Origin of the sequence: Salinicola sp. MH3R3-1, from assembly GCF_001937155.1 — a bacterium.
In the GTDB taxonomy this organism is placed as follows: Bacteria; Pseudomonadota; Gammaproteobacteria; order Pseudomonadales; family Halomonadaceae; genus Salinicola; species Salinicola halophyticus.
Genome location: NZ_MSDP01000007.1, coordinates 261,914 through 286,730 on the forward strand (window position 1 = coordinate 261,914; position 24,817 = coordinate 286,730).

The 24,817-nt window shown below is 61.7% G+C and carries 23 protein-coding genes; 9 read left to right on the plus strand and 14 right to left on the minus strand.

Features of this window, described 5'->3' with window-relative positions; genetic code table 11:
* Positions 1-133: 133 nt before the first annotated feature.
* Positions 134-874, plus strand: coding sequence for an alanyl-tRNA editing protein (locus tag BTW08_RS05865; RefSeq protein WP_075561576.1), 741 nt, complete (start codon positions 134-136; stop codon positions 872-874).
* Positions 871-1,473 carry a LysE family translocator gene (locus BTW08_RS05870; RefSeq protein ID WP_075561577.1) on the plus strand — a complete coding sequence of 201 codons (603 nt, stop codon included), beginning with the start codon at positions 871-873 and terminating at the stop codon, positions 1,471-1,473. Before BTW08_RS05865 ends, BTW08_RS05870 begins: the two co-directional genes overlap by 4 nt.
* 15 nt (positions 1,474-1,488) lie before the next feature.
* Here the strand turns inward: BTW08_RS05870 and nfsA are convergent, their stop codons facing one another.
* The 3 genes from nfsA to BTW08_RS05885 form a co-directional block, all read right to left on the minus strand.
* Positions 1,489-2,211 (minus strand): oxygen-insensitive NADPH nitroreductase, encoded by a 723-nt coding sequence (gene nfsA / locus BTW08_RS05875; RefSeq protein WP_075561578.1) that lies wholly within the window; start codon positions 2,209-2,211, stop codon positions 1,489-1,491.
* 80 nt (positions 2,212-2,291) lie between these two features.
* Positions 2,292-2,846, minus strand: coding sequence for a DUF924 family protein (locus tag BTW08_RS05880; protein ID WP_139313585.1), 555 nt, complete (start codon positions 2,844-2,846; stop codon positions 2,292-2,294).
* Between the two features lie 5 nt (positions 2,847-2,851).
* Entirely contained in the window at positions 2,852-4,081 is a 1,230-nt protein-coding gene (locus BTW08_RS05885) for an MFS transporter (protein WP_083627704.1), read from the minus strand.
* 229 nt (positions 4,082-4,310) lie between these two features.
* Here BTW08_RS05885 and BTW08_RS05890 point away from each other — a divergent pair, with 229 nt between their 5' ends.
* Together BTW08_RS05890 and BTW08_RS05895 are read left to right on the plus strand one after the other, a co-directional pair.
* Positions 4,311-4,718, plus strand: coding sequence for an RcnB family protein (locus BTW08_RS05890; protein ID WP_075561580.1), 408 nt, complete (start codon positions 4,311-4,313; stop codon positions 4,716-4,718).
* A 118-nt stretch (positions 4,719-4,836) separates the two neighbouring features.
* Positions 4,837-5,784 (plus strand): LysR family transcriptional regulator, encoded by a 948-nt coding sequence (locus BTW08_RS05895; RefSeq protein ID WP_075561581.1) that lies wholly within the window; start codon positions 4,837-4,839, stop codon positions 5,782-5,784.
* A 22-nt stretch (positions 5,785-5,806) separates the two neighbouring features.
* Here the strand turns inward: BTW08_RS05895 and BTW08_RS05900 are convergent, their stop codons facing one another.
* From BTW08_RS05900 to BTW08_RS05940, 9 genes are all read right to left on the minus strand, one after another.
* Positions 5,807-7,018 carry an OprD family porin gene (locus BTW08_RS05900; RefSeq protein WP_210403196.1) on the minus strand — a complete coding sequence of 404 codons (1,212 nt, stop codon included), beginning with the start codon at positions 7,016-7,018 and terminating at the stop codon, positions 5,807-5,809.
* A 301-nt stretch (positions 7,019-7,319) separates the two neighbouring features.
* Positions 7,320-8,300 carry a hypothetical protein gene (locus BTW08_RS05905; protein WP_210403197.1) on the minus strand — a complete coding sequence of 327 codons (981 nt, stop codon included), beginning with the start codon at positions 8,298-8,300 and terminating at the stop codon, positions 7,320-7,322.
* A complete protein-coding gene (locus BTW08_RS05910; RefSeq protein ID WP_075561583.1) occupies positions 8,291-9,673 on the minus strand; it encodes a lyase family protein in 1,383 nt (460 codons plus the stop codon). Before BTW08_RS05910 ends, BTW08_RS05905 begins: the two co-directional genes overlap by 10 nt.
* Before the next feature lie 76 nt (positions 9,674-9,749).
* Positions 9,750-11,141, minus strand: a complete 1,392-nt coding sequence (gene dcuC / locus BTW08_RS05915; protein ID WP_075561584.1) for a C4-dicarboxylate transporter DcuC — start codon at positions 11,139-11,141, stop codon at positions 9,750-9,752.
* Between the two features lie 236 nt (positions 11,142-11,377).
* A complete protein-coding gene (locus BTW08_RS05920) occupies positions 11,378-11,806 on the minus strand; it encodes an organic hydroperoxide resistance protein (protein WP_075561585.1) in 429 nt (142 codons plus the stop codon).
* A gap of 104 nt (positions 11,807-11,910) precedes the next feature.
* Entirely contained in the window at positions 11,911-12,360 is a 450-nt protein-coding gene (locus tag BTW08_RS05925; protein WP_075561586.1) for a MarR family transcriptional regulator, read from the minus strand.
* Between the two features lie 58 nt (positions 12,361-12,418).
* Positions 12,419-12,727: an XRE family transcriptional regulator gene (locus BTW08_RS05930; protein WP_031385032.1), complete on the minus strand. Its 309-nt coding sequence runs from the start codon at positions 12,725-12,727 to the stop codon at positions 12,419-12,421.
* Positions 12,724-14,070, minus strand: a complete 1,347-nt coding sequence (locus BTW08_RS05935) for a HipA domain-containing protein (protein WP_075561587.1) — start codon at positions 14,068-14,070, stop codon at positions 12,724-12,726. The genes BTW08_RS05930 and BTW08_RS05935 overlap by 4 nt, the downstream gene beginning before the upstream one ends.
* Positions 14,071-14,191: 121 nt before the next feature.
* The gene (locus tag BTW08_RS05940; protein ID WP_075561633.1) at positions 14,192-15,115 is read right to left on the minus strand and encodes a LysR family transcriptional regulator; all 924 of its coding nucleotides are present in this window, start codon (positions 15,113-15,115) and stop codon (positions 14,192-14,194) included.
* Between the two features lie 174 nt (positions 15,116-15,289).
* Here BTW08_RS05940 and BTW08_RS05945 point away from each other — a divergent pair, with 174 nt between their 5' ends.
* A complete protein-coding gene (locus tag BTW08_RS05945; RefSeq protein WP_075561588.1) occupies positions 15,290-16,363 on the plus strand; it encodes an SDR family oxidoreductase in 1,074 nt (357 codons plus the stop codon).
* A 153-nt stretch (positions 16,364-16,516) separates the two neighbouring features.
* Here the strand turns inward: BTW08_RS05945 and BTW08_RS05950 are convergent, their stop codons facing one another.
* On the minus strand, positions 16,517-17,356 hold the full coding sequence (locus BTW08_RS05950) for an inositol monophosphatase (RefSeq protein WP_075561589.1): 840 nt from the start codon (positions 17,354-17,356) through the stop codon (positions 16,517-16,519).
* A gap of 268 nt (positions 17,357-17,624) precedes the next feature.
* Positions 17,625-18,872 (minus strand): MFS transporter, encoded by a 1,248-nt coding sequence (locus BTW08_RS05955; RefSeq protein ID WP_075561590.1) that lies wholly within the window; start codon positions 18,870-18,872, stop codon positions 17,625-17,627.
* Positions 18,873-19,159: 287 nt separating this feature from the next.
* On the opposite strand from BTW08_RS05955, the gene BTW08_RS05960 reads away from it, so the two are divergent.
* The 4 genes from BTW08_RS05960 (at position 19,160) to BTW08_RS05975 (ending at position 24,792) form a co-directional block, all read left to right on the plus strand.
* Entirely contained in the window at positions 19,160-20,323 is a 1,164-nt protein-coding gene (locus BTW08_RS05960) for a Fic family protein (protein ID WP_075561591.1), read from the plus strand.
* A 75-nt stretch (positions 20,324-20,398) separates the two neighbouring features.
* Positions 20,399-22,117 carry a class I SAM-dependent DNA methyltransferase gene (locus tag BTW08_RS05965; RefSeq protein WP_075561592.1) on the plus strand — a complete coding sequence of 573 codons (1,719 nt, stop codon included), beginning with the start codon at positions 20,399-20,401 and terminating at the stop codon, positions 22,115-22,117.
* The gene (locus tag BTW08_RS05970; protein ID WP_075561593.1) at positions 22,107-23,624 is read left to right on the plus strand and encodes a restriction endonuclease subunit S; all 1,518 of its coding nucleotides are present in this window, start codon (positions 22,107-22,109) and stop codon (positions 23,622-23,624) included. Before BTW08_RS05965 ends, BTW08_RS05970 begins: the two co-directional genes overlap by 11 nt.
* Positions 23,617-24,792, plus strand: coding sequence for a DUF4268 domain-containing protein (locus tag BTW08_RS05975; protein ID WP_075561594.1), 1,176 nt, complete (start codon positions 23,617-23,619; stop codon positions 24,790-24,792). Before BTW08_RS05970 ends, BTW08_RS05975 begins: the two co-directional genes overlap by 8 nt.
* Positions 24,793-24,817: the final 25 nt, after the last annotated feature.

The following is a 24,817-nucleotide window of genomic DNA, read 5'->3' on the forward strand; positions in this document are numbered from 1 at the left end:
CGAGTTGACCGAAGAAATAAGGCGGTTATGCTCGAATTGTTCGGCTTTAAAGCCACAAAGTCAACAAATTGTACCCATACGATTTATGAAAAATGATTCCCGGGTATCGATTGATTCTCTGAAGAGGTGTCCGATGTCTACCGTCCTGACGTTCCGCGAACTGCCTTATGCCCGCGAGAGCCTGGCGACCGTGCTGTCAACGACAGGGGCAATTGGGGATGACGGTGTCGTGGTAACCGACGCCACGCTGTTCTACCCCCACGGTGGCGGACAGCCGGGGGACCGGGGCGTGTTCATCACCGCCGATGGCCGCACCTTGACGGTTCATGACACGCGCAAGGGCGACAATGGACAGGTCCACCACCTGCTCGACCCGAACCATGGGCTGGAGGCAGGGCAGAGCGTCACCCAGCAGATCGACTGGGCGCGGCGCCATGCCCACATGCGCATGCACACCGCGTTGCACCTGCTTTCCGTGATCGTGCCCCATGGCGTCACCGGTGGCAGTATCGGCGCTGATCGCGGCCGGCTGGATTTTGATCTGGGTGAGGCCAGCTTCGACAAGGACGAGCTCAGCGAACGCCTCAACCGGCTGATTGCCGACGACTATCCGGTGGCCAGCGAGTGGATCAGCGAGGCGGAGCTCGACGCGCATCCCGAGCTGGTGAAGACGATGTCGGTGGCCCCCCCGCGCGGCGCCGGCGAGATTCGCATGGTGCGTATCGGCGACATCGACTATCAGCCCTGCGGCGGCACCCACGTCGCCTCGACCGCGGAGATCGGCGCCGTGCAGGTCGCCAGCATCAAGAATCGTGGCGCGCGCAATCGTCGCTTCACGCTCACTTGGGCGGAAACGCCGGGCGGTGGCCAATGATGTCGCTTGGCTGGTGGTTCTCGGTAGCGCTGTTTTCGGTCTCGATGTGCGGTACGCCTGTCCCCAACAATGTGATGCTGACCGCCTCCGGTGCGCTCTACGGCTATCGCCGTACCCTGCCGCATATCTTCGGCATCATGGCGGGCTGCTTCACGCTGTTCATGGCCGTGGCGCTGGGTCTGGGCGTGCTGTTCGAGCGTTTCCCGGTGCTGCAGCAGACGCTCAGGATCGTCGGCGCCGTCTATCTGCTCTATCTGGCGTGGAAGATCGCCACCGCGCCGCCCCCGGACCTGACCGCTAAAGAAGGGGCGCGCCCGCTGAACGCCTGGCAGGCGGCGGTGTTCCAGTTCGTCAATCCCAAGGCGTGGGTGATGGGCATTGCGCTGATCGCCGGCTTCATGCCGCACGAAGGATCGCTGCTGCTGAACGCGACCGTGCTGTCGCTGTTCATGGAGTTCGTCGGGTTTTTCTGCATTTCCTGCTGGGCCGGCTTCGGCATGGCGATCGGCAGGCTGTTGAAGACACCGCGAGCCTGGCGCATCTTCAACGGCGTGATGGGCCTGGCGACCGCTGCCTGCGTGGGCTTCATCGTGACTTAATGCCAGGTATAGGTTTTAACGCGTGGCCCAGCCCTGCTTGTGCAGATATTCGAGAATGAACGGCCGCGTTTCCTTGATGATCAGGCGCTGGATCATCGCGCTCCAGGTTTCGGCCCGCTGCTGGCTGTCACGCTGCTGATAGTAGCGCGTGATCTGACCATCGTAATCGGCCAGCACGGCGGGATCGACCGGCTGGTAGCGGTTTTCGTGGACCAGCATCGCCTGCGGCATGCGCGGTTTGAGATCGGGCTCGGCATCCGGCCAGCCGACGCAGAAGCCGAACAGCGGCAGCACGAACTTCGGCAGTTCCAGAAGCTCGGTCACGCTGGCGATATTGTTACGCAGCCCGCCGATGAACACCCCGCCCATGCCCAGTGACTCCGCCGCGACCATGGCGTTCTGGGCCATCAACGCCGTATCCACGCAGCCCAGTAGCAGTTGTTCGGCGCGACCCAGCTGGGCGTCGGGACAAATCTGCTGGTGTCGGTTGAAGTCGGCGCAGAACACCCAGAACTCGGCCGCCTGCGCGACCCACTGCTGACCACCGGTCAGTTCGACGAGCTTGTCGCGTAGGCCGGTATCGGTAACGCGCACGATCGAAGAGCACTGCAGAAAGCTGGAGGTCGAGGCGGATTGTGCGGCGGCAATGATCGCCTCGCGCTGGTCATCGCTGATCGGCCGGTCGGTGAAGGCACGAATCGAACGATGACTGCGCAACAGGTCGATGGTCGGCGTCATGGATTGGCTCCTGATGAATGTCAGGGCCGCATGATCGCGCGTTTGAAGACCGAAAAGAAAGTTCGCCTGCTCAAGACCCGTTAAAAGGCCGATCCCGGCTGGCTCAGAAACTCGGTCTCGTCTGATGTCGACGCTCGGCCCAGAATCGCGTTGCGATGCGGATAGCGCCCGAAGCGCTCGATGATCTCGCGATGGCGTCGCTCGAAACGGACCTGCTCTTCCATGCCGGGCTGGTCGAACAGCATCGCCGCCTGGTCGTGAATGACGAGCGATTCGCTATGCATGAACGGCATGTAAACGAAGATACGCTGCTGCGTGGGCAATATGGCGTCATCGCCGGCGGCGATCGCTTCCTGCGCCAGAGCGAGCGCCAGCGGGTCCTGGGCGAAAGCTTCCGGGGTATCGCGATGAACGTTGCGCGAGAACTGGTCGAGCACCAGGATCTCTGCCAGTCGGCCGGAAGGCGTCTCGCGCCAATGCCAGCATTCGCAACGCGCGGCGGCGGCCAGGGTGTCGCCGAAGCGCTCGGCGATGGTGCGGTCGAGGTCGGTGTCTTTGCGGAACCAGTCCTTGGGGGTCAATTCCTCGAACCAGAAATCGAGAACCTGTTGAGGGTGAACAAGGGTAGTGGTCACGGGAGTCACCTGATCGTCGGGTCGGCAGGGGCAGCATAGTCGGTCAGCGCGCGGTCGCGACGGCGGATCTGCCAGGCGAAGCCGAAGCCGACCGGCAGCACCCCGACGGCAGCGAGCGCCAGCGTCGGTGCGGTACCGGACAGCGCAATGATCCCGCCGCCGATGGCAGTGCCCAGCGACTGCCCGGTGAAGAAGGCGGTGGCGAACAGTGACACCGCCGCGCCACGCCGCTCCGGCGCCATCTGGGTGGCGGTGGTCTGCAACGTGTTGTGCAGCATGTAGAACCCCAGCCCGAACAGATAGCAGCCGACGATAGCGACGCCGGGGGTTGGCCTCAGGCAGATGGCGGCCAGCGCGATCGCGATCAGCACGCAGCCCGATTGGCACAGCCCGCTCTCGCCCAGCTTTGGCACCAGCCGTCGGGCCAGCAGAGCAAAGCTCAACCCTCCCAGCGCGAACACCGCCAGGATCAGCCCGGCTTCGGTCAACGGCAGCCCGCCGGCGACGTGCAGATGGCTGGCCACGAACGCGAACCCGCAGAAGACCGCCGCACCCTCGAAGAACACGGTGATCAAAACCACCCGCGGCCACGGCTTCTGCAGCACGTGACGCAAGCTCACGCCGAGCGATTCCCGTTCCCGCTTCTGGGGCCGTTCGTGACGGCCGGCGCGGTACCACAGCAAGCCGCTGGCGGCGGCGAACAGCAGGGTATAGACCAGAAACGGCCACTGCCACCAATCCTGCTCCGCGGCCAGCCCGCCGAAGGTCTGACCGCAGGCCAGCCCGCCGATCTGCCCGATCAGAAACCGCGCCAGCACCGCCTGACGTTGCTCGTAGGGGACGTTATCGCCGATCCAGGCCATCGCCAGCGGGATCACCGCGGCACAACCCACGCCGGTCAGCATGCGCGCCGCGATCAAGGTCGCCAGGCTGCCCGATAGCGCGCACAGCAGGCTGGCCACGGCGGCGAGCAGGGAAAACAGCGAGATCACCCGCAGTTTGCCGTAGCGGTCCCCGCTCGGCCCCAGCACCAGCTGCAGACAGCCGTAGACGATGGCGAAGGCGGTGATCGCCCAGGACGCGGCGCTCAGTGTGGTGGTGTAGACCTCGGCGAGACGCGGCAGCATCGGGTCGAGAATTCGCTGGGTGGCGGCGGCGCAGAACGCGGTCATCGCCAGCAGCACGATGGTGGGCCAGGGCGTGGGTGCTGCGGTTTGAGCGGGGATGGCTGACACGGGCGGCGAGTCCGGGCGAAGGAAGAGGTGATTGCGATCTTAGCACGCTAAGTGGGAACCGCTGCGGTCCATGCGCCGACTTTTCCGGCGGGCACCGCCCATCGGCAAGGGTCAGGCGCGAGTTGCACAATTCGTGAACGCTGTTTTCTTATTGCTGCGTCAAGCTGGGTGCATTCCCCGGACTCACTCGCTGTTCGTTTCGTGAAGACGGCGACGTAAGGAGGTTTCCATGAAACATCGTGCACTGACGATTGGCGTCATGATTGCCGCACTGAGCACCGGCGGTCTCGCCCAGGCCAATCCCGGACAGGGTAACGGACACGGTCCCGGTAATGGGCCCGGCCCCGGTCATGATCGCGGCCGCGACCACGGGCCCCATGGTCATGATCACGGCGGCCCCCATGGTCGAGACGATCATCACGATCACGGCCGCTACCGCGATCACCATCATGATTGGCGTGAAGGCGGCCATATTGCCAGCCGCTATTACCGCGACGATCGATACTGGGTGCGTGACTGGCATTCACGTCATCTGCCGCAACCGCCCCACGGCCATCGCTGGATGCGGATCGACGGCGACTATGTGCTGGCAGCCGTCGCCACCGGGGTGATCGCGGCGATCGTGCTGGGGCGCTGATTCCACGCTGCCGTCTTGCTGGTAAGCATGCTTTCGGCGCCTTACACCAAAGCGGCAGTGTCTCTTTCCCGACTTCTGGTAGGCTCGTCGCTTCGCTCCACTGGCGACGTTGACCCGCATGAATCTAAAGGCTCTCAGACTCTTCCGCCTGACCGTATTGCACGGCTCGCTATCGGCGGCCGCGCAGGCGGCCAATCTGAGCCAGCCCGCCGCCAGCCGGCTGATCGCCACGCTGGAAGCGGAGCTCAAGCTGACGCTGTTCGAGCGCACCCACCAGAAATTGCTGCTGACCCTGGAAGGCGAACGCTTCTACCGCGAGGCCGAGCACATTCTCAACGGCGTCGAGGAGATTCCCACCATCGCCGGCGAGATCCGCCAGCAGACGGTCGAAAGCCTGCGCATCATCACTTCCGCACCGATCGGTGCCACGCTGCTGCCGGCGGCGATCGCCCGGTTGCGCGAGGGCTGTCGCGAGCTCAGTTGCAAGATCGATATCGGCAGTCGCTTCGACGTCGAGCGCCAGGTAGGGTCGCGACGCTACAACATCGGCCTGCTCTCGCTGCCGGTGGAGAACGCCATCGTCGAGCTGGCAGTGGAGCCTTTGCTGCAGGCGACGACTCAGGTGCTGATGCCGGCGAATCATCCGTTGGCGGCGCTCGACCGGGTACCGGTCGAGGCGCTGGCGGACTCGCCTTTCGTCACCCTCAAGCCGCAACAGATCTGGCGCCAGCGCCTGGAGCGGCTGTTCGACGGGATCGGGCGCAAGCCCCGCATCGCGCTGGAGGTCGGCTCGACGCAACTGGTGCCGCGCTTCGTGGAAGCGGGATTCGGGCTGGGGCTGCTCGATCTGGCCTGCTGCGGTGCCACGATGGGTTCTGGCGGTGAGGGCAGTGGCACGGTGATGCGGCCGATCACGCCCGCCACCGACCTGACCTACGCCTGCATCCTGCCGCCGGCGGGGCAACGTCCCATCGCGCGGGGCTTCATCGAGGCATTGCGCGAGACGCTCGAGACGCGCGGCCAGGAAGACCGCGCGTTCCGTGACGGCGTCACGCTGCTGCCGTGAGCCGGATCGAGGCGTTTCTCGGCTACAGTTTCAATGTGTAGCCGAGCAGCACGCGATTCTCGTTGACGTCACGGGTGAAATTGGCGCGCCGGGCGGCATTGCGCCAGCGCAGCGATAACCCTTCGAGCATGCCGCCCTGGACGATGTACTCGATATCGACGTCCCGTTCCCACTCCCGCGCTTCGCCCTCGAACCCGTTGACGCTGGCCTGCTCGCCCATGGCATAGCGCATCATGAAGGTCAGCCCCGGCAGCCCGAACCGGGAAAACTCGTAGTCGTAACGGACGTGCCAGACCCGCTCGTCGGTCTCGGTGAAGTTGCTGATCTGGTACTGGGAAAACAGGTAGACGTTGGTACCGCTGAGATAAGTGAAGGGGGTGGTACCGAACTGGGACTGATAGCCGCCGCTCCAGCTATGCCCGTCCAGCCGATAGCGCAGTCGCGTGCTGATGGCGCGGTTGTCCACCTCTCCGGCCTCGGCGGCGCCCTGTTCGCTGGCGTCGAAGTAGCGCAGATCGGCACCGAGCCGACCCGAACCGAGATTGATGCCGTCGCTCAGCCCAACGTAGTGCTGGTGGTAGATGTCTTCCAACTGCGCGTAGTGGTAGCCGAGCCGGGCGCGCTTGCCGAGATGGTACTCCCCGCCGACGAACTGGAATCGGGTACTGGTGGCCTTGCCATAGGCGCTGCTCTTGCGAGTCAGCGCCATCGGCTCGTAGTCGGTCTCGTCGCGCTGGCGGGTGCGGTTGAGCTGGCCCGCGGTCAGCTCCAGCCCGTCGATGTCGGTCGAGGTGATCTGCGTTCCCCGAAACGATTGCGTGAACAGTCGGCTGGCATTGGGCCGCAGCGATGGTAGTCGAGGCTCGAGGTAGCCGTAGCGCAGCACGCTCTCGCCGGCACGGATCTTGGCGGTGGCGCCAAACTTGGTGTAGTTGTCCTCGGCGCGGCCATCGTCATCGATCTTGAGCAAACCGGTGCCGGAACGGGACGGGCTCGAATCGAGTTTCACCCCCAGCATGCTGATGGTGTCGACGCCGAACCCGACCGGGCCTTCGGTAAAACCGGAGTCCGCTCGGAACAGAAAGCCCTGCGCCCACTCTTCGCGCTTGTTGTCGTCCGTGTCTCCCTCGAGGTAGTCACGGGTGATGAAGTAGTTCTTGAGTTCCAGCGACGCGGTGCTGTCCGCCAGGAAATCGGCCTGCGCTGGTGCGGAGAGCGCCAGAGTCAATGCCAAAGTGCAGGTGCCCGCGAGAGGCGTTGCTATCGACGGAAGCGTTGTTGTCGAAAGGGCCGGGAGCGCGCGTGCGAGTCGGGATCGCCGGATCGTGGTGCGGTGGCATGGCGTGGTCATGATGAACTCCTGTTCGTTTTTCATGTTGTGGGGAGCTTCTGGGTATTGCCGGGAGCTGTCGGGAACTGCTGGCGTGGAGCGCCCGCCCGCGGCTCGACTTGACCATCGAGCGGGCGCAGGTTCCCTGCCTCGCCCGCTGAGCGAACGAGGTGCGGTGATCGAAAAGGCGTTGCGAAGTCGAGAGCTAGCGGTGGGGCTGGCTGTCCGGCGGTGTCTCCGGCGTGACGACGTCGAAGGTGCCATCGCGTTCGAAGGCGGCGAACTGCTTGGCGGCGAAGGGGGCGATACCGGCGTTGTCGTGGCCGACGTCGGGCACGGTCTGGAATGCCCAGTGGAAGTCGAAGCCGTAGCGGTTGGCCTTCTGCTCGGCGGTCTTGTAGTAGACCCAGGCACGTTCGACCCGGTTGTTGCCCTGGGCCATCGCCTGGTAGCTGCGGCGCAGATACTTGTGCCAGGGGTCGGTATCTTCGGCGCCGACCGTCACCAGCAGATTCAGGCCGGCGAGCTGGCGCTGGGCATCGCGGTCGACCTCGACCGGCGCGTCCTTGAGCCCGTAGGGCCACTCGTTGTCGGTATCGGGCAGCGTCCACCAGCCCGCCGCCGAGCAGATTGCCGCCTGGACCCGCGACTGCGGCACGAAGGTCAGCATGCGGTGGACGAATTGACAGCCCGCGCTGTGACCGAACAGATAGTAGCGTTGGCGTTCGGTCTGACCGGACTGCTCGAAGTCGGTGAAGAGGCCGTCGATGACGCTGTACGACCATGCCTCGGGCGGGTTGGATTGGCCGTCGGCACTGACCAGGTTGCCCAGGTTGTAGCCCGCGACGCCGGGATAGTCCTGCTTGGAAAAGCGTGGCACGACGATGGTAAAGCCGTACTCGTCGGCGGCGTCGATCCAGGCGTCGCGATAATCCTCGGCGTTGCGCTTGAGGCCGGTCAGCACGAACACGATCGGTGTCTGGGCATCGGCATCCTCGGGCACGTAGCTTGCGACTTCGATCTGGCGCTGGCTGTCCGGCAGCGTGAAGGTCGATTCATGACTGCCCGTGGCCAGGGTCTGAGAAGTATTTGATACCTGAGACGTCTGCGAGTGCGCCAGCGGCGATAGAGCGAGGCCGCCCAGCGCCAGCATGAGGCGAAGAGAGCATCTTGATGTTATTGGCATGATCCTTCCTCTTCTTTTTCTTCTTCGAAAGCGCGTGCGAGACGCGTGGCGAGATGCCGGGCCGAGGCCGCCATCGCCAGGGCGATCTGGCGGCTCTGTCCGGTGTAGTGCTCGGGGGCGAGGGCCTGGTCGAGCGCGGCCCGGTCGCCGTAGTGGCGGCGCACGGTATCGTTTTCGAACAGCGCCTCGGCAAAGGAGAGATCGCCGTCACGACTGGCGACGATGGCGTCGTGGACGAGATCGTGGGCACGCTGGCGGCCGATCTCTTCGCTCAGTTCGAGCATGATGTGTTCGGACATCAGCGGTGCGGCGTTGGCCATCAGGATCTCGCGCATCCGTTCGGGGCGCGGAACCAGCCGGGTCAGCAGCGTGTGCTGGGTGGCAGCGACCCGATAGGCGAGCGCGCCGGCCTGATCGAGCAGCTTGTAGAGGCGGAAATTGCACGACGCGTCGCCCTCGTGGGAGGGGCGCGCGGTCTCCAGCGCCGGCGCCATCAGGCTGCGGAGCTCGCCGGCCTCGGCAAGTAGATTGACGGCAAACTTAGGGTTGAACTTGTGCGGCATGGTGCTGCTGCCGACCACTTCGTCCCCCTGGTTTTCGCTGACCTCCTCGAACTCGTTGGCCATCAGCGTGTAAAGCTCCTGGCCGAGGCGTTCGCAGCCGGCGGCGTAGAGCCCCAGCGTGGTGATGTACTCGACCAGACCGTCGACGGCGGCGCGGGAGTGAACCCGGGAGACGCCGAGACCGAGCCGGACAGCCAGCGCTTCCGCCAGCGGCTGGCCTTCGTCGGCGTAGCTGTGCATGGCACCGCTGGCGCCGCCGAAAGTCAGCACGAAGGTGCGCGCTTCGACCGCTTCCAGTCGCTCGACGTTACGCTCCAGCTCCTCGATCCAGCCGGCGACCTTGTAGCCGAAGGTGATCGGCAGGGCGTGGCGACGGTTGGTGCGCGAGACGCACGGCCATTCGGCGCCGCGTTCGGCGAGATCCGCCAGACACTGGAGCTGCGCGGCGAGCTGCGCCTTGAGCCAGCGATGCGAACGCTTCAGCTGCAGCATCTTGCCGGTGAGGATGATGTTCTGCGTCGTGGCGCCGAGGTGGACGTAGCCGCCGGCGTCGCCATCGCAGCGTTCGGCCAGCGCCCGCACCAGCGACATCACCGGCGACATGGTGCGTTCGATGTCCGTGGCCAGCGCCTCGCGATCGAGCTGATCGAGGGTCGCGCAGCGCTCGATTTCCGCCGCGGCGGCAGCGGGAATCATGCCCCGTTCGGCCTGGGTCAGCGCCAGCGCACGTTCGACCTCCAGCCACGCCTGCCAGGTGGCGTCGCGGGAAAAGAGGTGGTCGGTCGAATCGGGAAGCTGATCAATATTCATGGTCGGTTCTCGCCAAAGGTGTGCAGAGTCGTTCGACGTTGCAGGTTCAGACCATCGGTTCGCGGAAGATCGCGGCTCATTTCACGCCCACGAACAGCGCGGTATAGACGAACAGCACGATCAAGCCGCCGATCAGCGGGATTGCGGTGCGCTTGACGATATCGATGGGCGAGCAGCCGGCGGCTTCACTGACCGCGATGATCACCCCGGAAACCGGCGACAGCGAGCGCGCGATCCCGGCCGTGAACTGCAGCGGCAGCAGCAGGGCCACCGGGCCGGCGGCCGTGGCGGCCGCGACATTGGGCGCCAGGCCGGCGAAAGAGAAGAACGCCGCGTTGCCGGAACCGGTGAGGATGGCGGTCACCGCGACCAGCAGACAGGTGACCAGGGTCATCCCGAACAGGCCGAATCCCGCGCCCTGAGCCGCGCCGATCATGAAGTCGATGGCCCCGATCGCAGTGAGGCCAGCGGCGAAGAACTCGGCGCAGATGATCAGCGAGATGATCGAGGAGAACATCTGGCCCATGCCCTGGAAGAAGGTCATGAAGCCCTTGAATACCGCCTGCAGCTCACGACGCTTGCGCACCATCTCGCAGAACAGGCCCAGCACGGCGCCGATGATCATCGCCGTCACCACGCCGATCTCGATCTGATGGATCAGCAGCTTGCTGAAGATCAGAATCAGCGTCAGCGGCAGGATCGGCAGCAGCGCGTAGAAGCCGGGGACACGCGGGGCCTCCGTCTCGCCATCGGCAATGGCGTGGGCGGTCGGGTCGGGATCGACCACGTGGCCGCTGCGACGATCGAAATACTTGGCGCTGAAGTAGGTCAGCACGCAGATGACCGGCACGATGAACAGCGACGCCGGGATCTGGTACTGGGCGAAGTAGATCGCCACGTCCATGTTGGCGGTATGCGCGGCCAGGTTGGCGGTGCCGGAGGCCGGCCCCAGATCGAGGACCGAGGTCATGCCGATCATCGCCGCGGCAGACGCCTTGCTGACGCCCAGGCGTACCAGTGTGGGATAGAGCGTAACCAGCAGCAGCATGGCGAGCCCCGCTGCGCTGGGGATGAAGATGTTCAACACCTGCCCCACGGCATAGCCGAGCGCCAGGACCAGATAGGGCGCGCGCATCCGCGCCAGCGGGCGGGTGCCGATGTTGACCATCGCCTGGGTGGCGCCGATATGGTCCATGTACTTGGCGAAGCCGCCGGCGGCCATGATGATCAGCCCCAGCCCGGCCAGGCGGTAGGACATGATCTGATGGATGAACTCGAAGATATCGAAGCCGGCCCAGCCGCTGGTTTCGGTCTCCTTGAACAGCACCGATTGCGCGGGGAAGAACAGCGCGGTGGCGACGAACAGCGCAAGCCCGGCGAGCAGCAGCACGGTCTGCGGTTGGTATTTCTTGATGACCAGCGTGCCGGCGAACGCCGTCACCGCCATGGCTATGAGAAACGCGACCATGATCGAATCCCTAGGTTATTGGAGTCGACACGGTAGACAGCGTCGGCGGAGCGAGGCTATTGCGTTATCGCTATGCCCGCATCGCGTTTTTGCATGTCACGATAACTTTTTGAAATTAAATCGATAAATATCCGGTGAAAGTCTTATTTCGACCCGTGTTGCGACCAAAGATGTAACGGCCCGAGTCATCTTTCGATGACCCGGGCCGTCAATTTTCAGCCAAAGATGGGCGATGCCTACACTTCGACGTTCAGGGTCACATCGATATTGCCGCGAGTGGCGTTGGAGTACGGGCAGACCTGATGGGCCTTCTCGACCAGCGCTTCGGCTTGTTCCCGATCCATGCCCGGGAGCTTCACGGTCAGCGTCGCTTCGATGCCGAAACCCTCGCCCTTGGGGCCGATGCCGACTTCACCCTGGATCCGGGTATCGTCGGGTAGCTTGGCCTTCTCTTTCGAGGCGACCAGTTTCAGCGCGCCGATGAAGCAGGCGGAATAACCGGCCGCGAACAGCTGCTCCGGGTTGGTGCCGTCACCGCCGGCGCCGCCCAATTCCTTGGGCGTCGACAGTTTGAGATCGATGGCACCGTTGGCGGCGGTGGCACGGCCGTCGCGGCCACCAGTGACAGTTGCTTCCGCGCGGTAGAGGACTTTATCGAGTGACATGGTGAATCTCCTTGCGGGTTAAGATCTTGAGCGATTGAATCGCGCACGATCTATTGGGGTAAAAAGGTGGTTGAAAAATGGTCTTCGCCAATCGTGCGAACGCTTCACCGAGTGTCGAGTCGCTGACGCAGCCCATGCAACGCGTCGCGCAGCTCGGCGGCTTCCTCGGGCGTGCATTGGCCCGCACAGCCGGCGGCATGGGGGATCGCCTTGGCCTGCTCGCGCAGCGAACGGCCCTTCTCGGTCAACGCGATCTCGACCTGGCGTTCATCCTGGCGTGAGCGCTGCCGGGTGATGAGCGCCGCCGCTTCCAGGCGTTTCAACAGCGGCGTCAGCGTGGCCGAATCCAGGTACAGCTGTTCGCCGATCTCCGATACCGTCTGCCGGTCCCGCTGCCACAGCACCAGCATGGTCAGGTACTGGGGATAGGTCAGATCGAGCTCGCGCAGCAGGCCGCGGTAGAGCTTGTTCATCGCCAGCTGGGTCGAATAGAGCGCGAAACAGAGCTGCGATTCCAGGGCCAGCGTGTCGTCGGTATCGTTGCGTGTCGTCATGCGGTCAATTTATATCGCGCACGATTCAATCGCTAATTAGGTTTTGCTATGAAGGTGATCACGAGGAGGATCGCGTCAACAGACGCTGGCGGGTCGATCGATCACGCGGGAGCAACCCTACGCTGAGCCCGAAAGGGCGAAAGGCGCGATTGAGAGAACCCAGTGATTGGGTCCCGCTGTCGTTCTCGATGGCCGAAAGCGTTCGTCGGCTCACCGACGCCAGTGCGGCATAGCGGGTCTGGTTCATCTCCAGAACCTCCCGGCGCAGTCGTTTCAGCAGCGCTCCCGTGGTGATTTTTTCCTCGAACAGTTGGTCGAGCAGATCGAACAGTAGCGCTTCACGTTCCTGAGGAGAAAGACGGCTCATGTCAGCCCCCAGGCATCGAGTTTTTCGTCGAGATAATCGAACCCTAGCGCGGGCATATCGAGAATCGAATTCGGAACGCCTCGCTGCCGCAGGCGAGCTTTCAGGCCTTTCAGTCGTCTTCCCAACTGGCGAAGCTCGGCGAGCAGGTCGTCGGCGGGAACCAGCGGATCGAGCCGTTGAGCGATCCCTTGCCAATCGAAACGGCCGCCTTCTTCGTATGGCGCGCCCCATTGCGTGGTGCGCATGATGCCTTCGGGGTCCGCCTTCATGGGCGCGAAATCATAGACTGGCGCCAGCCACAGGCCATCGGGCCGCTTGATCATCGCGGTATTGCGGCCGTGATTGTCGGAGTTGCCGAAAACGACGTTGAGGAGATCCCGCTTGACCCACTCCACGACGAAACGGGAAACGTCGAAGGTCTCGCCCATTTCTCTGACGCGATATTGCTGCTGACACTTGGCAACCAGCGTGTCGATCGCTTCGAAATGATTGAGGAAAGTGCCCGGAGGCTTCTCCAGCTGCGAATAGAGCGACTCCAGACCGTAAAGCGTGCGCTCTCCTTTGATGAAATCCACATCGAATCGAGGCAGCCAGAGGCTGGGGTAGCGTCCCCCTTCGATGAGTTCCATACCGCGGATGGCGATGGTATCGACGCCCAGCGCCTGCAGCTCGTGATAGTAGTGGTACTCCGCGCGCAGAATGTCGCAATCCATCTCCGAGCGTGGCCCACGGGGGAATTTCACCAGGTAATGCGCATCGGTATTGCGGGGATCGTCCTGCCAGGTATCGATCCAGATCTCATCCTGCGGGCTGCGACGCAGCAGCAGTTTGGGGGCTTCGCCGCCCGCGCCGGTCGCACCACCGCCGGCAGCGCCCACCTGCTGGGCATATTCCAGGAAGTCGGTATGGCGTTCCACGACATCGTCCAGCGTGAATCGATGGTGTTTCAGCTGGCTACCCGCCGGCAGTTGGGGCAGTGCCTGCTTGATGCGCAGGTTGCCGACGGGCGCTATCGTGCCCTGGGCCAGCAAGGCGTGATCCTGCTCATGCGGGGGCAGTGACTGAAGTCCCAGTCGATTGACCCAGTAACGTCGGCTGGCCCCCGACGGCATGATGTCGTCGAGCATGGCGAACCAGTTCGTCCGGCGATACAGGAGCATCAGCTCGACTGGCAAGTTCAGACTGCAGGCGTGCTCGTCGTCCCGGCCCATCCAGTCGATGGCGTAATCGGTCGAGTAGCCCAGCGCAATCGTGCCGCGTCGACCCGCCTTCGGATCGTCGATCTGAAGTTCTGCGGCATCGTGCCATTGGCCATGATGGAACAACTGTATCGTCAGTGACATATCGAGTGTACTGGGTAAATTATTGCTCAAATTTATCATGTCCGACTGTGGTGAGCTATTTTTTGCTCATCAAATGCTTTTCTCGTCATTAGTGAGAAATAAATTGCTCAAAATGGCAATGTCATCGCCACCGTTCCCAGGCCGGCTGTGGCTCCAGCGACTCCCGCAGATAGTCTAGAAATGCCCGCACCTTGCGCGTTCGCAGGCGGCGTTCGGTGGTCAATACGTGAATGTCGCGGTGGCCGGGCATGACCTCGCCGCGCCACGCTTCGAGCAACGGCACCAGTTCCCCCCGCGAGAGCGCATCGCCGATCAGCCAAGTTGGAAACAGCACCAGACCCTGGCCCAGCAGCGCGGCGCGCAGCAGGCTCTCGGCATCGTTGCTGTAGAGGTTGCCAGCGACCTCGAACGGGGTCGAACCGCTCTGGTCCGGCGCCTGGAAATACCAGCGCTGGCGGCCCATCTCACCCTGATAGAGCAGGCAGTTGTGATCGCTCAGCGCCTCGGGCGTCCGCGGCTCGCCGTTCGCGGTCAGGTAGCTCGGTGCCGCGGCCACCACGTAATTCATCGGTGCCAGGCGCCGTGCGACCAACGAAGAGTCGGCCAGATCGCCGACGCGAAAGGTGATGTCGTGACCCTCGCGCACCGGATCGACGACGTGATCGCTCAGCTGCAGTTCGGCGGTGATACCTGAATGTTGGCGCTGGAAAGCATGCAGCAGCGGCACGATCTGGCGCTGGCCGAAGGCGACCGGCGCATTGATCCGTAGCACGCCGCTGGGCTCGGGGTCGGGATAGGTGAGCGCTTCGGTGGCAAGATCGAGCCGCTCCAGAATCTCGCGCACTTCCTCGTAGTAGCGCTCTCCCGCCTCGGTCAGGGTGACCGCACGGGTATGTCGGTACAGCAGCGGCTGCCCGACCGCCTCTTCCAGCCCGCGAATCTGACGGGACACAGAGGAGACCGCACGGTGGAAGTGATGCGCGGCCGCGGTGAAGCTGCCGGTCGCCGCGACCCGTTCGAACACGCGCAGGGCGTTGAGATCCAGCGAATTGAGATTCACGACGTTGAAACCCATGGCTTTGAAATGTCTGAGGTTGCGTCTGGCGCAATAAAGATTTGCGACGCTTTCGATTGTAGCAACAATCAGCCGCTACCAGACTGCATTCATCGATCCGGCGCAATACCGGATCTTCCTGAACTCGGAAGGAGGATATCGATCATGCGTAAAGGCACTGCACTCGTGGTTGGCGCGACCGGCATTACCGGCGGCAATCTGGCGTCTTATCTGGTGTCCAGCGGCTGGACCGTCTACGGCCTTTCTCGTCGTGCCACCGAACAGAGCGGCGTGATTCCCGTCGCCGCCGACCTGCTGGACAAGCCGGCGACCGAGCAGGCGCTCGCCGACCTGCCGATCACTCACGTCTTCTACTGCACCTGGATTCGTCGCGACAACGAGAAGGCCAACGTCGAGGCCAACAGCCAGATGATGCGCAACCTGTTCGAGGCGCTCGACAGCGACAAGCTCGATCACGCCTCTCTGGTCACCGGCACCAAGCAGTACCTGGGCTCGTTCGAGGCCTATGGCAGCGGGCGCATCGAGACGCCGTTTCGCGAATCCGAGCCGCGCGTGCCGGGCGACAATTTCTACTACGCGCTGGAAGACGTGCTGTTCGAAGCCGCCGAGCGTCACGGTTTCGCCTGGAATGTGCACCGCCCGCACACCGTGATCGGCTACGCCCGCGGCAACGCCATGAACATGGGCTCGACGATCGCCGTCTACGCCTCGATCTGCCAGGCGACCGGCCAGCCGTTCGTCTATCCCGGTTCGCAAACGCAGTGGAATGCGCTCACCGACATGACCGACGCACTGGTACTGGCGCGACAGATGGAGTGGGCCGCCACCACGCCGGGCGCTGCCAATCAGGCCTTCAACACCGTCAATGGCGATGTGTTCCGCTGGCGCCGGATGTGGCGCGAGATCGGTGAGTACTTTGGTCTAGAAAGTCAGGGGCCCGAAGCCTCGGACGACCCGAAGACGATGCAGCCGCTGGAAGCGCAGATGGTCGGTGCCGAATCGACCTGGCGCGAGATCGCCGCGAAGCACGATCTGGTCGAGCCGGATGTCAGCAAGCTGGCTTCCTGGTGGCACACCGATGCCGATTTGGGCCGCGATCAGGAGTGCGTCAACGACACCACCAAGTCCCGCGACTTCGGCTTCGATCACTTCCGCGAGACGCGAGCGGCGTTCTTCGACCTGTTTGATCGCCTGCGCGCCGAGAAGATCATCCCCTGATCCGGTCTCGGTGATCGTTTTTTGATCGGCCGCAGGTCTGTATCGACGGCAGGTCTTTATCGACTGCAGGTCTGTGTCGATGAAAGCAAGAAAACCGGCGCCTTCTCGGCGCCGGTTTTCGTCGTCATGGACTCGCTAAAACTTGGATCGCGTTCAGACCAAAAAGCTGAACTTCTCTCGCAACTGCTCCCAATGCGCTCTTGAGCTGGCAGCCAGCACCGTGCCCTGGTGAATCGTCGGCTGATAGGGCGTGCCGTCGAGCAGCGCCGAATAGCCGCCGGCTTCGGCGTGGATCATCAGCCCCGCGGCGTGGTCCCACGGCATCAGCTTGCCGGTGAGCATGAAGTCGACGAATCCGAACGCCATGGTGCGATATTCATGGCAGGCGCAGCCGAAGGCCATCATGCGCTGGAAGTCGGGGAAGGTCGCCGCCAGCTGATACTGCTGCGGCTTGGCAAACAGTCGGATCGAGGTCGAGCCGACCATCTCGTCGAACTTGTCGGTGTCCGACACCTGCAGCTGGCGCTGGGTGCCGTCGGGGCGGCCGAACCAGGCGCCCTCGCCGTGACGGGCGACGATCCAGTCGTCCGCTAGCGGATCGTAGAGCAGGCCGAAGATCGTCTCGCCGAAGCTGGTCGCCGCCAGAATCACCCCGAACTGATTGAGCCCGCGGGCGAAGTTCCAGGTGCCGTCGACCGGGTCGATGATCAGCGCCAGCTCGGCACCGGCGATGTCGTCGAGATTGGCACTGGCATCGGCGACCGCTTCCTCGCCGATCACCGTCGCCTCCGGCATTAACTCGTGGATCGCCGCCGTCATCATCCGTTCCGCGCCCTGGTCGGCGTCGGTGACCAGATCGTCCGGCGCGCTCTTCGAACGGATCGCGTCTTCGGAGAGATTGCGAAAGCGCGGCAGGATTTCGGTCTTGGCGGCATCGCGCACGATCTCGATCAGGCGCTGCTGTTGCTCGAGGCTGATGGCTCTGGCTGGCATGCGAGTCTCCTGGGTCGTTGGGTCTGCTTCCTGGGCTTTGTATGAAAACTGGCTGCGCTCGGCCATACAGTGTTAAAAATTAGCTCAAAGTACTCATTTACACCCCGTAAACTCCGTCTCATCGCTGATTTTTGCCTCGTCTGGCCATCGCTCGCCGACTTTTCGTACAAACCCTAGGGTAACCGATTCCGGCGGCCCGGTTCGTCGGCTTGAGTATTAGTCTGCGCCGTCAATCCACGCCATCAATCTGCGCCGTCAGTCCACGCCGTCAATCTGCCCCCAGGGTCGACGCCACCTGTCGGTCACGCCCGGCACCCAGCGCCATGACCAGCGCGGCCAAGGCGATCGCGCTCACCAGAAAGCCCACCACGTTCCAGCCGCCGCTCCAGTCGTGCAGAACGCCGACCAGCAACGGCCCCATCGCCGCCAGGGTGTAGCCGATGCCCTGGGCCATCGCCGAGAGGCTGGCTGCCGTTGTCGCATCCGGTGCACGCAGGGCCAGTAGCGTCAACGCCATGCTGAAGGTGCCGCCCTGGCCAAGCCCCAGGATTACGATCCACAGCCACACGCTTGCGATCGGGGCATAGAGACAGCCCAGCAGCCCGATCAGGGTGAGCGTCATCACCCCGATCAGCACCGCCCTCTGATCACGCATGCGGCTGCCGATCCACGGCGCCAGAATCGCAGTAATCACCTGCAGCAGAATCGATACCGACAGCGCCAGCCCCGCGGTAACCGCCGCCAGCCCGCGGTCCTGCAGGATCGTCGGTAGCCAGCCGAACACGATGTACGCCAGCGACGACTGCAGCCCCATGAACAGCGACACCTGCCACGCCAGCGGATCGTGACGCAGGCGCGCGCCGCGACGGACGGGGACCCGAACGGGCTTGGTGCCTTTGAGCTGCGGCAGCCAGAACAGGGCGGCGATCACCGCCGGCAGCAACCAGAACGCCAGCGCACCCTGCCAGGGGCCGGTTGAAGCCCCCTGGGAAGCGTTCTGCCACAGCCCGCCCAACGCCTGACGCAGCGGCTCCGTGGTACCCGCGGCAGCGGAAGCGCCGAGGTTGAGCGCCACGGTGTAGAGGCCGGTCATGATGCTGACGCGACGGGGGAAGTCCCGCTTGACGATGCCCGGCAGCAACACCCCGATGACCCCGATACAGCCCCCGGCGACCGCCGTACCCAGGAACAGCCCCGCCGTGCCGACCGTTGTAACGACATAGGGCCGCGCCAGCAGCGCCAATGCCAACACCACGAGAGCGGCAAACACGCTGCGTTCCGGCCCGATGCGACGTACCAGCTTGGGCGCCAGCGGCGCCGCCAGACCCAGAAACAGCACCGGGAGGGTGGTCAGGATGCCCTGCCAGCTGGGGGAGAGTGCCAGCGCCTCAGCGATGCTGCCGAGCACCGGCGACACGCTGGTCAGCGCCGGACGAAGGTTGATCGCTACCAGCAGCAGCGCGACGAGAGTCAGAACGCCCCGGCGGGGCATCGCGGAAGTCGACAAGAGGGTCATCCTTGGAGATCGAAAGATATTGCTTCACGGTGGCAAGCCAAGGACGCAAGGGTAGCCGATCACGGCTAAAACAGGGATGGTTCTACGCCAATGGTCGAGGGTGGGTAGTGGTTTTGACTGTATGAAGGGCGGATGGTCGGTGCGGCGTTCTGTTGGTCTCATGGCGGTGGAGCAGGGTTGCGACTGATTCGATCAAGCGAAGTTAAAATAGTGGGCGGTGCTATTTTAACTTAGTGCCGAAAATGGAATAGTGTTGCGACTTATTTCAACTTCTCGAGAGTTGCCCCATGCATCGTGGGCTGACCGGTCATCACACCTCCAGCATCGCAGGCGGCGTAAATTGCCAAGCCTTTGTGCCAGCGCCGCTGCCGCCCGAGCCTGCGCTGTCGCTGGATGAAAAGTTACAGAGTCGGCTTTCCGCCGCCCACGTTGCCCTAGGGCGGCTCGATGGCATTTCGATGCTGCTGCCCGACACGCGGCTGTTTCTCTACAGCTACGTGCGCAAGGAAGCGGTGATGTCCTCGCAGATCGAGGGCACGCAGTCTTCGCTCAGTGACCTCATGATCTACGAGATGGAAGGCGTTCCCGGCGTGCCTATGGACGATGCGCAGGAAGTTTCCTGCTATGTGCGTGCGCTCAGTCTCGGCGTGCAGCGCATTCGCGAAGGTCACCCGATCACGATTCGCCTCGTGCGTGAGCTGCACGACGCATTGATGACCCACGGGCGCGGCACGCATCGCCGCCCGGGGGAATTTCGCCAGAACCAGGTCTGGATCGGCGGCCACCGTGCCGACGAAGCCGCCTTCGTGCCGCCCCCGGCCAACCAACTCGCCGACTGCTGGAGCGCCTTCGAGCGCTTTCTCAACGACGAACCCGCGGCGACGGAACCGGTGATCAAGGCGGCGCTGGCCCATGTGCAGTTTGAAACCATTCACCCATTCATGGATGGCAACGGCCGGCTCGGGCGCCTGCTGATTCCATTGATTTTGGTGCAGGCCGGCATTCTCACCGATCCGCTGCTCTATCTCTCCGTTTTCTTCAAACGCCACCGGCAGGTGTACTACGAGCACCTACAAAACGTGCGCCTGACGGGGGATTGGGAGAGCTGGCTGCTCTTTTTTGTCGATGCCATCGCCGATACCGCCAATCACGCCGTTGCCACGGCACAGGCGTTGAATGCGCTTCTGGTGCAGGACAAAGCGCGGCTATCTGCGCTGGGTCGTCTATCCGGTTCAGCGACCCAAGTGCTGGAGGCTCTGTTCCATCACCCGATTGCCAATATCGCTACGCTGCGCCAAGAAACGGGGCTTGCTCAGGCCACCATTGGCAAAGTACTGGAAGCGCTGGAAACACAGTTTGGCATCGTCCGAGAGCTAACCGGCCAGAAGCGAAATCGTGTGTACGCGTATAACGCCTATATCGATCAGCTGAATCGCGATACGGATGCATAGAGAAAAGTCAGTCGCCTGATAAGATCGGCTCACTGTTTTGGGCTTTACGCCCACTCCTGTTTTCAAGAGGTAGATGTGGATAACACCGAACAGCAATTCCTGAAGGAGCTCGACGACAAGCTCTGGAAAGCCGCTGATAAGCTGCGCAATAATCTGGACGCCGCCAACTACAAGCATGTGGTGCTGGGGCTAATATTTTTGAAGTACGTCTCGGATGCGTTCGAAGAGCGCCAACAGGAGCTACTCGAGCTTTTTAAAACCAAGAGCGACGACAGCATCTATCACCTCCCGCGCGAGGATTACGACAGCGATGCGGCGTACCAGCAGGCGCTGGACGAGGAGCTGGAGATACTCGATTATTACCGTGAAGCCAATGTCTTCTGGGTGCCCAAAGAGGCGCGCTGGGAAACGCTGAAGGAGACGGCTGCTCTTCCTCTTAACTCGGTGATCTGGCAGGACGCCAAGGGCGATAACGTGCGTCTGCGCTCGGTCGGGTGGCTGATCGACAACGCACTCGAGGCTATCGAAAAGAACAACACCAAGCTCAAGGGCGTACTGCAAAGCATCAGTCGCTTTCAGGTCGATGACGACAAGCTAATTGGCTTGATCAACTCCTTTTCGGATACCTCCTTTACCCAGCCCAAACACCACGGCCAACCACTCAAGCTGCGCAGCAAGGATATTCTCGGCCACGTCTATGAGTACTTCCTTGGCCAGTTCGCGCTCGCCGAAGGCAAGCAGGGCGGCCAGTACTACACGCCAAAGAGCATCGTCACGCTGATCGTCGAGATGCTGGAGCCCTACAAGGGACGGGTGTATGACCCGGCGATGGGCTCGGGCGGATTCTTCGTTTCCAGTGACAAGTTCATCGAAGGGCATGCCAGCGAGCATCACTACGACCCCGCCGAGCAGAAGAAGCAGATTTCGATCTATGGGCAGGAATCCAACCCCACCACTTGGCGGCTGGCGGCCATGAACATGGCCATTCGGGGCATCGACTTCAACTTCGGCCAGAAGAACGCCGACAGCTTCCTCGATGACCAACACCCGGACCTGCGCGCCGATTTCGTGATGGCCAACCCGCCATTCAATGTCAAGGACTGGTGGCACGAATCGCTGGCTGATGACGTGCGCTGGCAGCACGGCACCCCGCCCAAGGGAAACGCCAACTTCGCCTGGTTGCAGCACATGCTGTATCACCTGGCGCCCATCGGCAGCATGGCGCTGCTGCTGGCCAACGGCTCGATGAGTTCCAACAGCGGCGGCGAGGGCGAGATTCGCCGCCGCCTCGTCGAGCAGGATCTGGTGGAGTGCATCGTTGCTTTGCCGGGGCAGCTCTTCACCAACACCCAGATTCCGGCCTGCATTTGGTTCTTGACCAAGGACAAATCCGGCGGCCTCTCCCCCAACGGCGTCGAAAAACGCCGCCGCAAAGGTGAAGTGCTGTTTATCGACGCCCGCCAACAGGGCTATATGCGCGACCGGGTGCTGCGCGATTTCAAAGAAGACGACATCACCAGAATCGCCGACGCTTTCCATGTCTGGCAGCGCAGCGAGCACCATGAGGATGTGCCCGGCTTCTGCGCATCAAAAGACCTTGCTGCCATTGAAAAGCACGACTTCGTGCTCACCCCTGGGCGCTATGTTGGGGCCGCCGCACAGGAAGAGGACAACGAACCCTTCGCCGACAAGATGGCGCGGCTAACGGCGCAGCTGAAAGACCAGTTCGAGGAAAGCGACCGACTGGAGCGCGAGATTAAGCGGAATCTTGGGGAGCTGGGTTATGGGTGCTGAATGGCCGGTATACCAAGTGTCTGAACTTGAATATCAAGGCAAGTTGCTTGTGCAGGATGGAAACCATGGTGAATACCGACCTCGTAAATCAGAGTTTTTAGATGATGGGGTCGCATTTATCAGGGCCGCGGATTTTTCCAGCGGAGCTGTGAACTTTCATGGGGCGGAAAAAATAAATTTGACCGCTTTGAAACGTCTGCGCAAAGGGATTGGGAAAGATCTAGACACTGTCATGTCAACAAAGGGTACTGTTGGCAAGATTGCATTTGTACCTCAAGGCAGCCCTTTTTATGTCTGCTCCCCTCAGACATCTTTTTGGCGATCCCTAGATCATAGTTTTTTGCTTCCAGAGTTTCTTTTTTACGAAATGCAGTCTAGGCAATTTGTCGAACAAGTTGGGTCCCGCAAAGGCGAGACTGACATGGCTGCGTATTTAAGTCTAACTTCTCAGCGAAGCTTGTATATAAGAGTTCCAGGTATTGATGTTCAGAAAAAAGTTGTTGCGCATGCTTCTTCTTTGGACAAAAAAATAAAAATAAACCATAAGATTAACCAAAACCTCGAACAGATGGCTCAGGCCCTCTTCAAAAGCTGGTTTGTCGATTTCGAGCCGGTCAAGGCCAAGATCGCCGCGCGCCAGCGCTGGCAGGCGCTCCAGCCAGAGAATGAACCTGCCTCGCCCGTCTGCTACGCCGCCGAGCTGGATGAGCAACCTGCGGTAGGCGATCTAGATACTTATATGAACCGCGCCGCGATGCAGGCGATTTCGGGTAAGACGACGGAGCAACTAGACGCGCTGCGCGCTGAAGTTCCCGAGCGTTACAACGAGCTGTTCGAGACCGCTGCGCTGTTTTCCTCCGCAATGCAGGAGAGTGAGCTGGGGGCGATTCCGGAGGGGTGGGACTGCCTTCCACTTGATAGCATCGCGCACTACCAAAATGGTTTGGCCCTTCAGAAATACCGTCCTGAGAATGAAGACGACTATTTGCCAGTGGTGAAAATAACGCAGCTCAAGAAAGGGGTTGCCGATGGCGAAGAAAAGGCATCCCCAGATATCAAGCCGGAATGTATTATCGATGATGGTGACGTGATTTTTTCTTGGTCTGGCTCTTTGATGGTAGACATTTGGTGTGGTGGTAGGGCGGCTTTAAATCAGCATTTGTTCAAAGTGACTTCTTCGAGCTATCCCAAATGGCTTTATTATCATTTTACAAGGCATCATCTAGAGGAGTTTCAGCGTATAGCCGAATCCAAAGCGGTAACCATGGGACACATCAAACGCGAGCATCTAAAACAAGCGTTATGTGCCATACCTTACGAGCCGCTGCTGGAAGCTGCTGGGCACCAACTAGGTAACCAGTTGGGCAAACAGATCATCTTGCGATTGGAAAGCAAAACGCTTTCGAATCTACGCAACACCCTCCTACCCAAACTCCTTTCCGGCGAGCTGACAATTTCCAGTGTCGAAGAGGCGCGAACTGAACCGCAGGAAGCCGCCCATGTATAAAATCGACTCGGCCCAGAATCGTATCGCACCGTTGGAAGCCAAACGCTTTGGCGAGCTGGGCTTTAGCGAGCGAAAGCACCTACAGGAGTGGCTGGAGAACTGCCCACAGGCGTTGGCGCAGACGGATGGTGAAGAGCTGCTGATCATCCAGAAGGAGTTCGATGGCTTCGACGATACCCGTGAGCGGTTGGACCTTCTTGCCATCGATAAAGACGGCAACTTGGTGATCATCGAGAACAAGCTTGATGATTCCGGGCGTGACGTGATCTGGCAGGCTTTGAAATATGCGGGCTACTGCGCGAATTTGAGCAAGTCACAGGTGGTGGATATCTACCAACGCTATCTCAATCAGAAGGCGCAGGAGAGCGGGAATCCACCAGCTATTGCCGTCGATAATCTGGTCGAGTTTTTGGAAGTCGATGGCCTGGAAGCTGCCCAGATCAACCGCATTAAAACTCAGCGCCTTATTTTGGTCGCCGCGCGCTATCGCAAGGAAGTCACTAATACGGTGCTCTGGCTCAGCCAGTTCGGAATCGAGTGCCGTTGTTTCAAGGTGACGCCCTACCAGACTGGCAGTGAGCTGTTTCTCAATGTCGAGCAGATCATACCGACTCCCGAATCTACGGAATTCATGATCGGTATGGTTGCCAAGGAAGACGAGGAGAAAAGCGCCGATACCGAACAGAAGCATCGTCACCGTTTGCGGTTGGACTTCTGGGAGCAGGCGCTGGAGGCTTTCAATAACAGTCATTGCTCGCTTTATAACAATATCAGTCCGATGAAGGACCACTGGCTTAGCGCTGGCTCCGGCATCAGCGGCATGCCCTATCAGCTGACTTTTGGCAAGAACGAGATACGCATCGGGTTAAGCCTTCAGAACGGGCACGCTGAAGCCAATACCTTCGTATTTGATCGGCTGGAGGCGCAGAAGGAGGCGATCGAAGCGAGCTTCGGCGAACCGCTGGTCTGGCTTCCGTTACCGGCCAAGAAAGCTTGTCGCCTCCAGTACACCAAGGCTGTGGACGGTTATGACAAGGCAAACTGGCCGGGCATGATCGAGTGGATGGTACGGCATATGACTCGATTCGAGAGCGCCTTGCGTGATCCGCTAAAGATCATCAACCAGCAACTGAAGCAAGCCAGTTTCGAGCATTCCGAATCGCTGTAACTGGATGGCACGAGGCGTTGTGCCG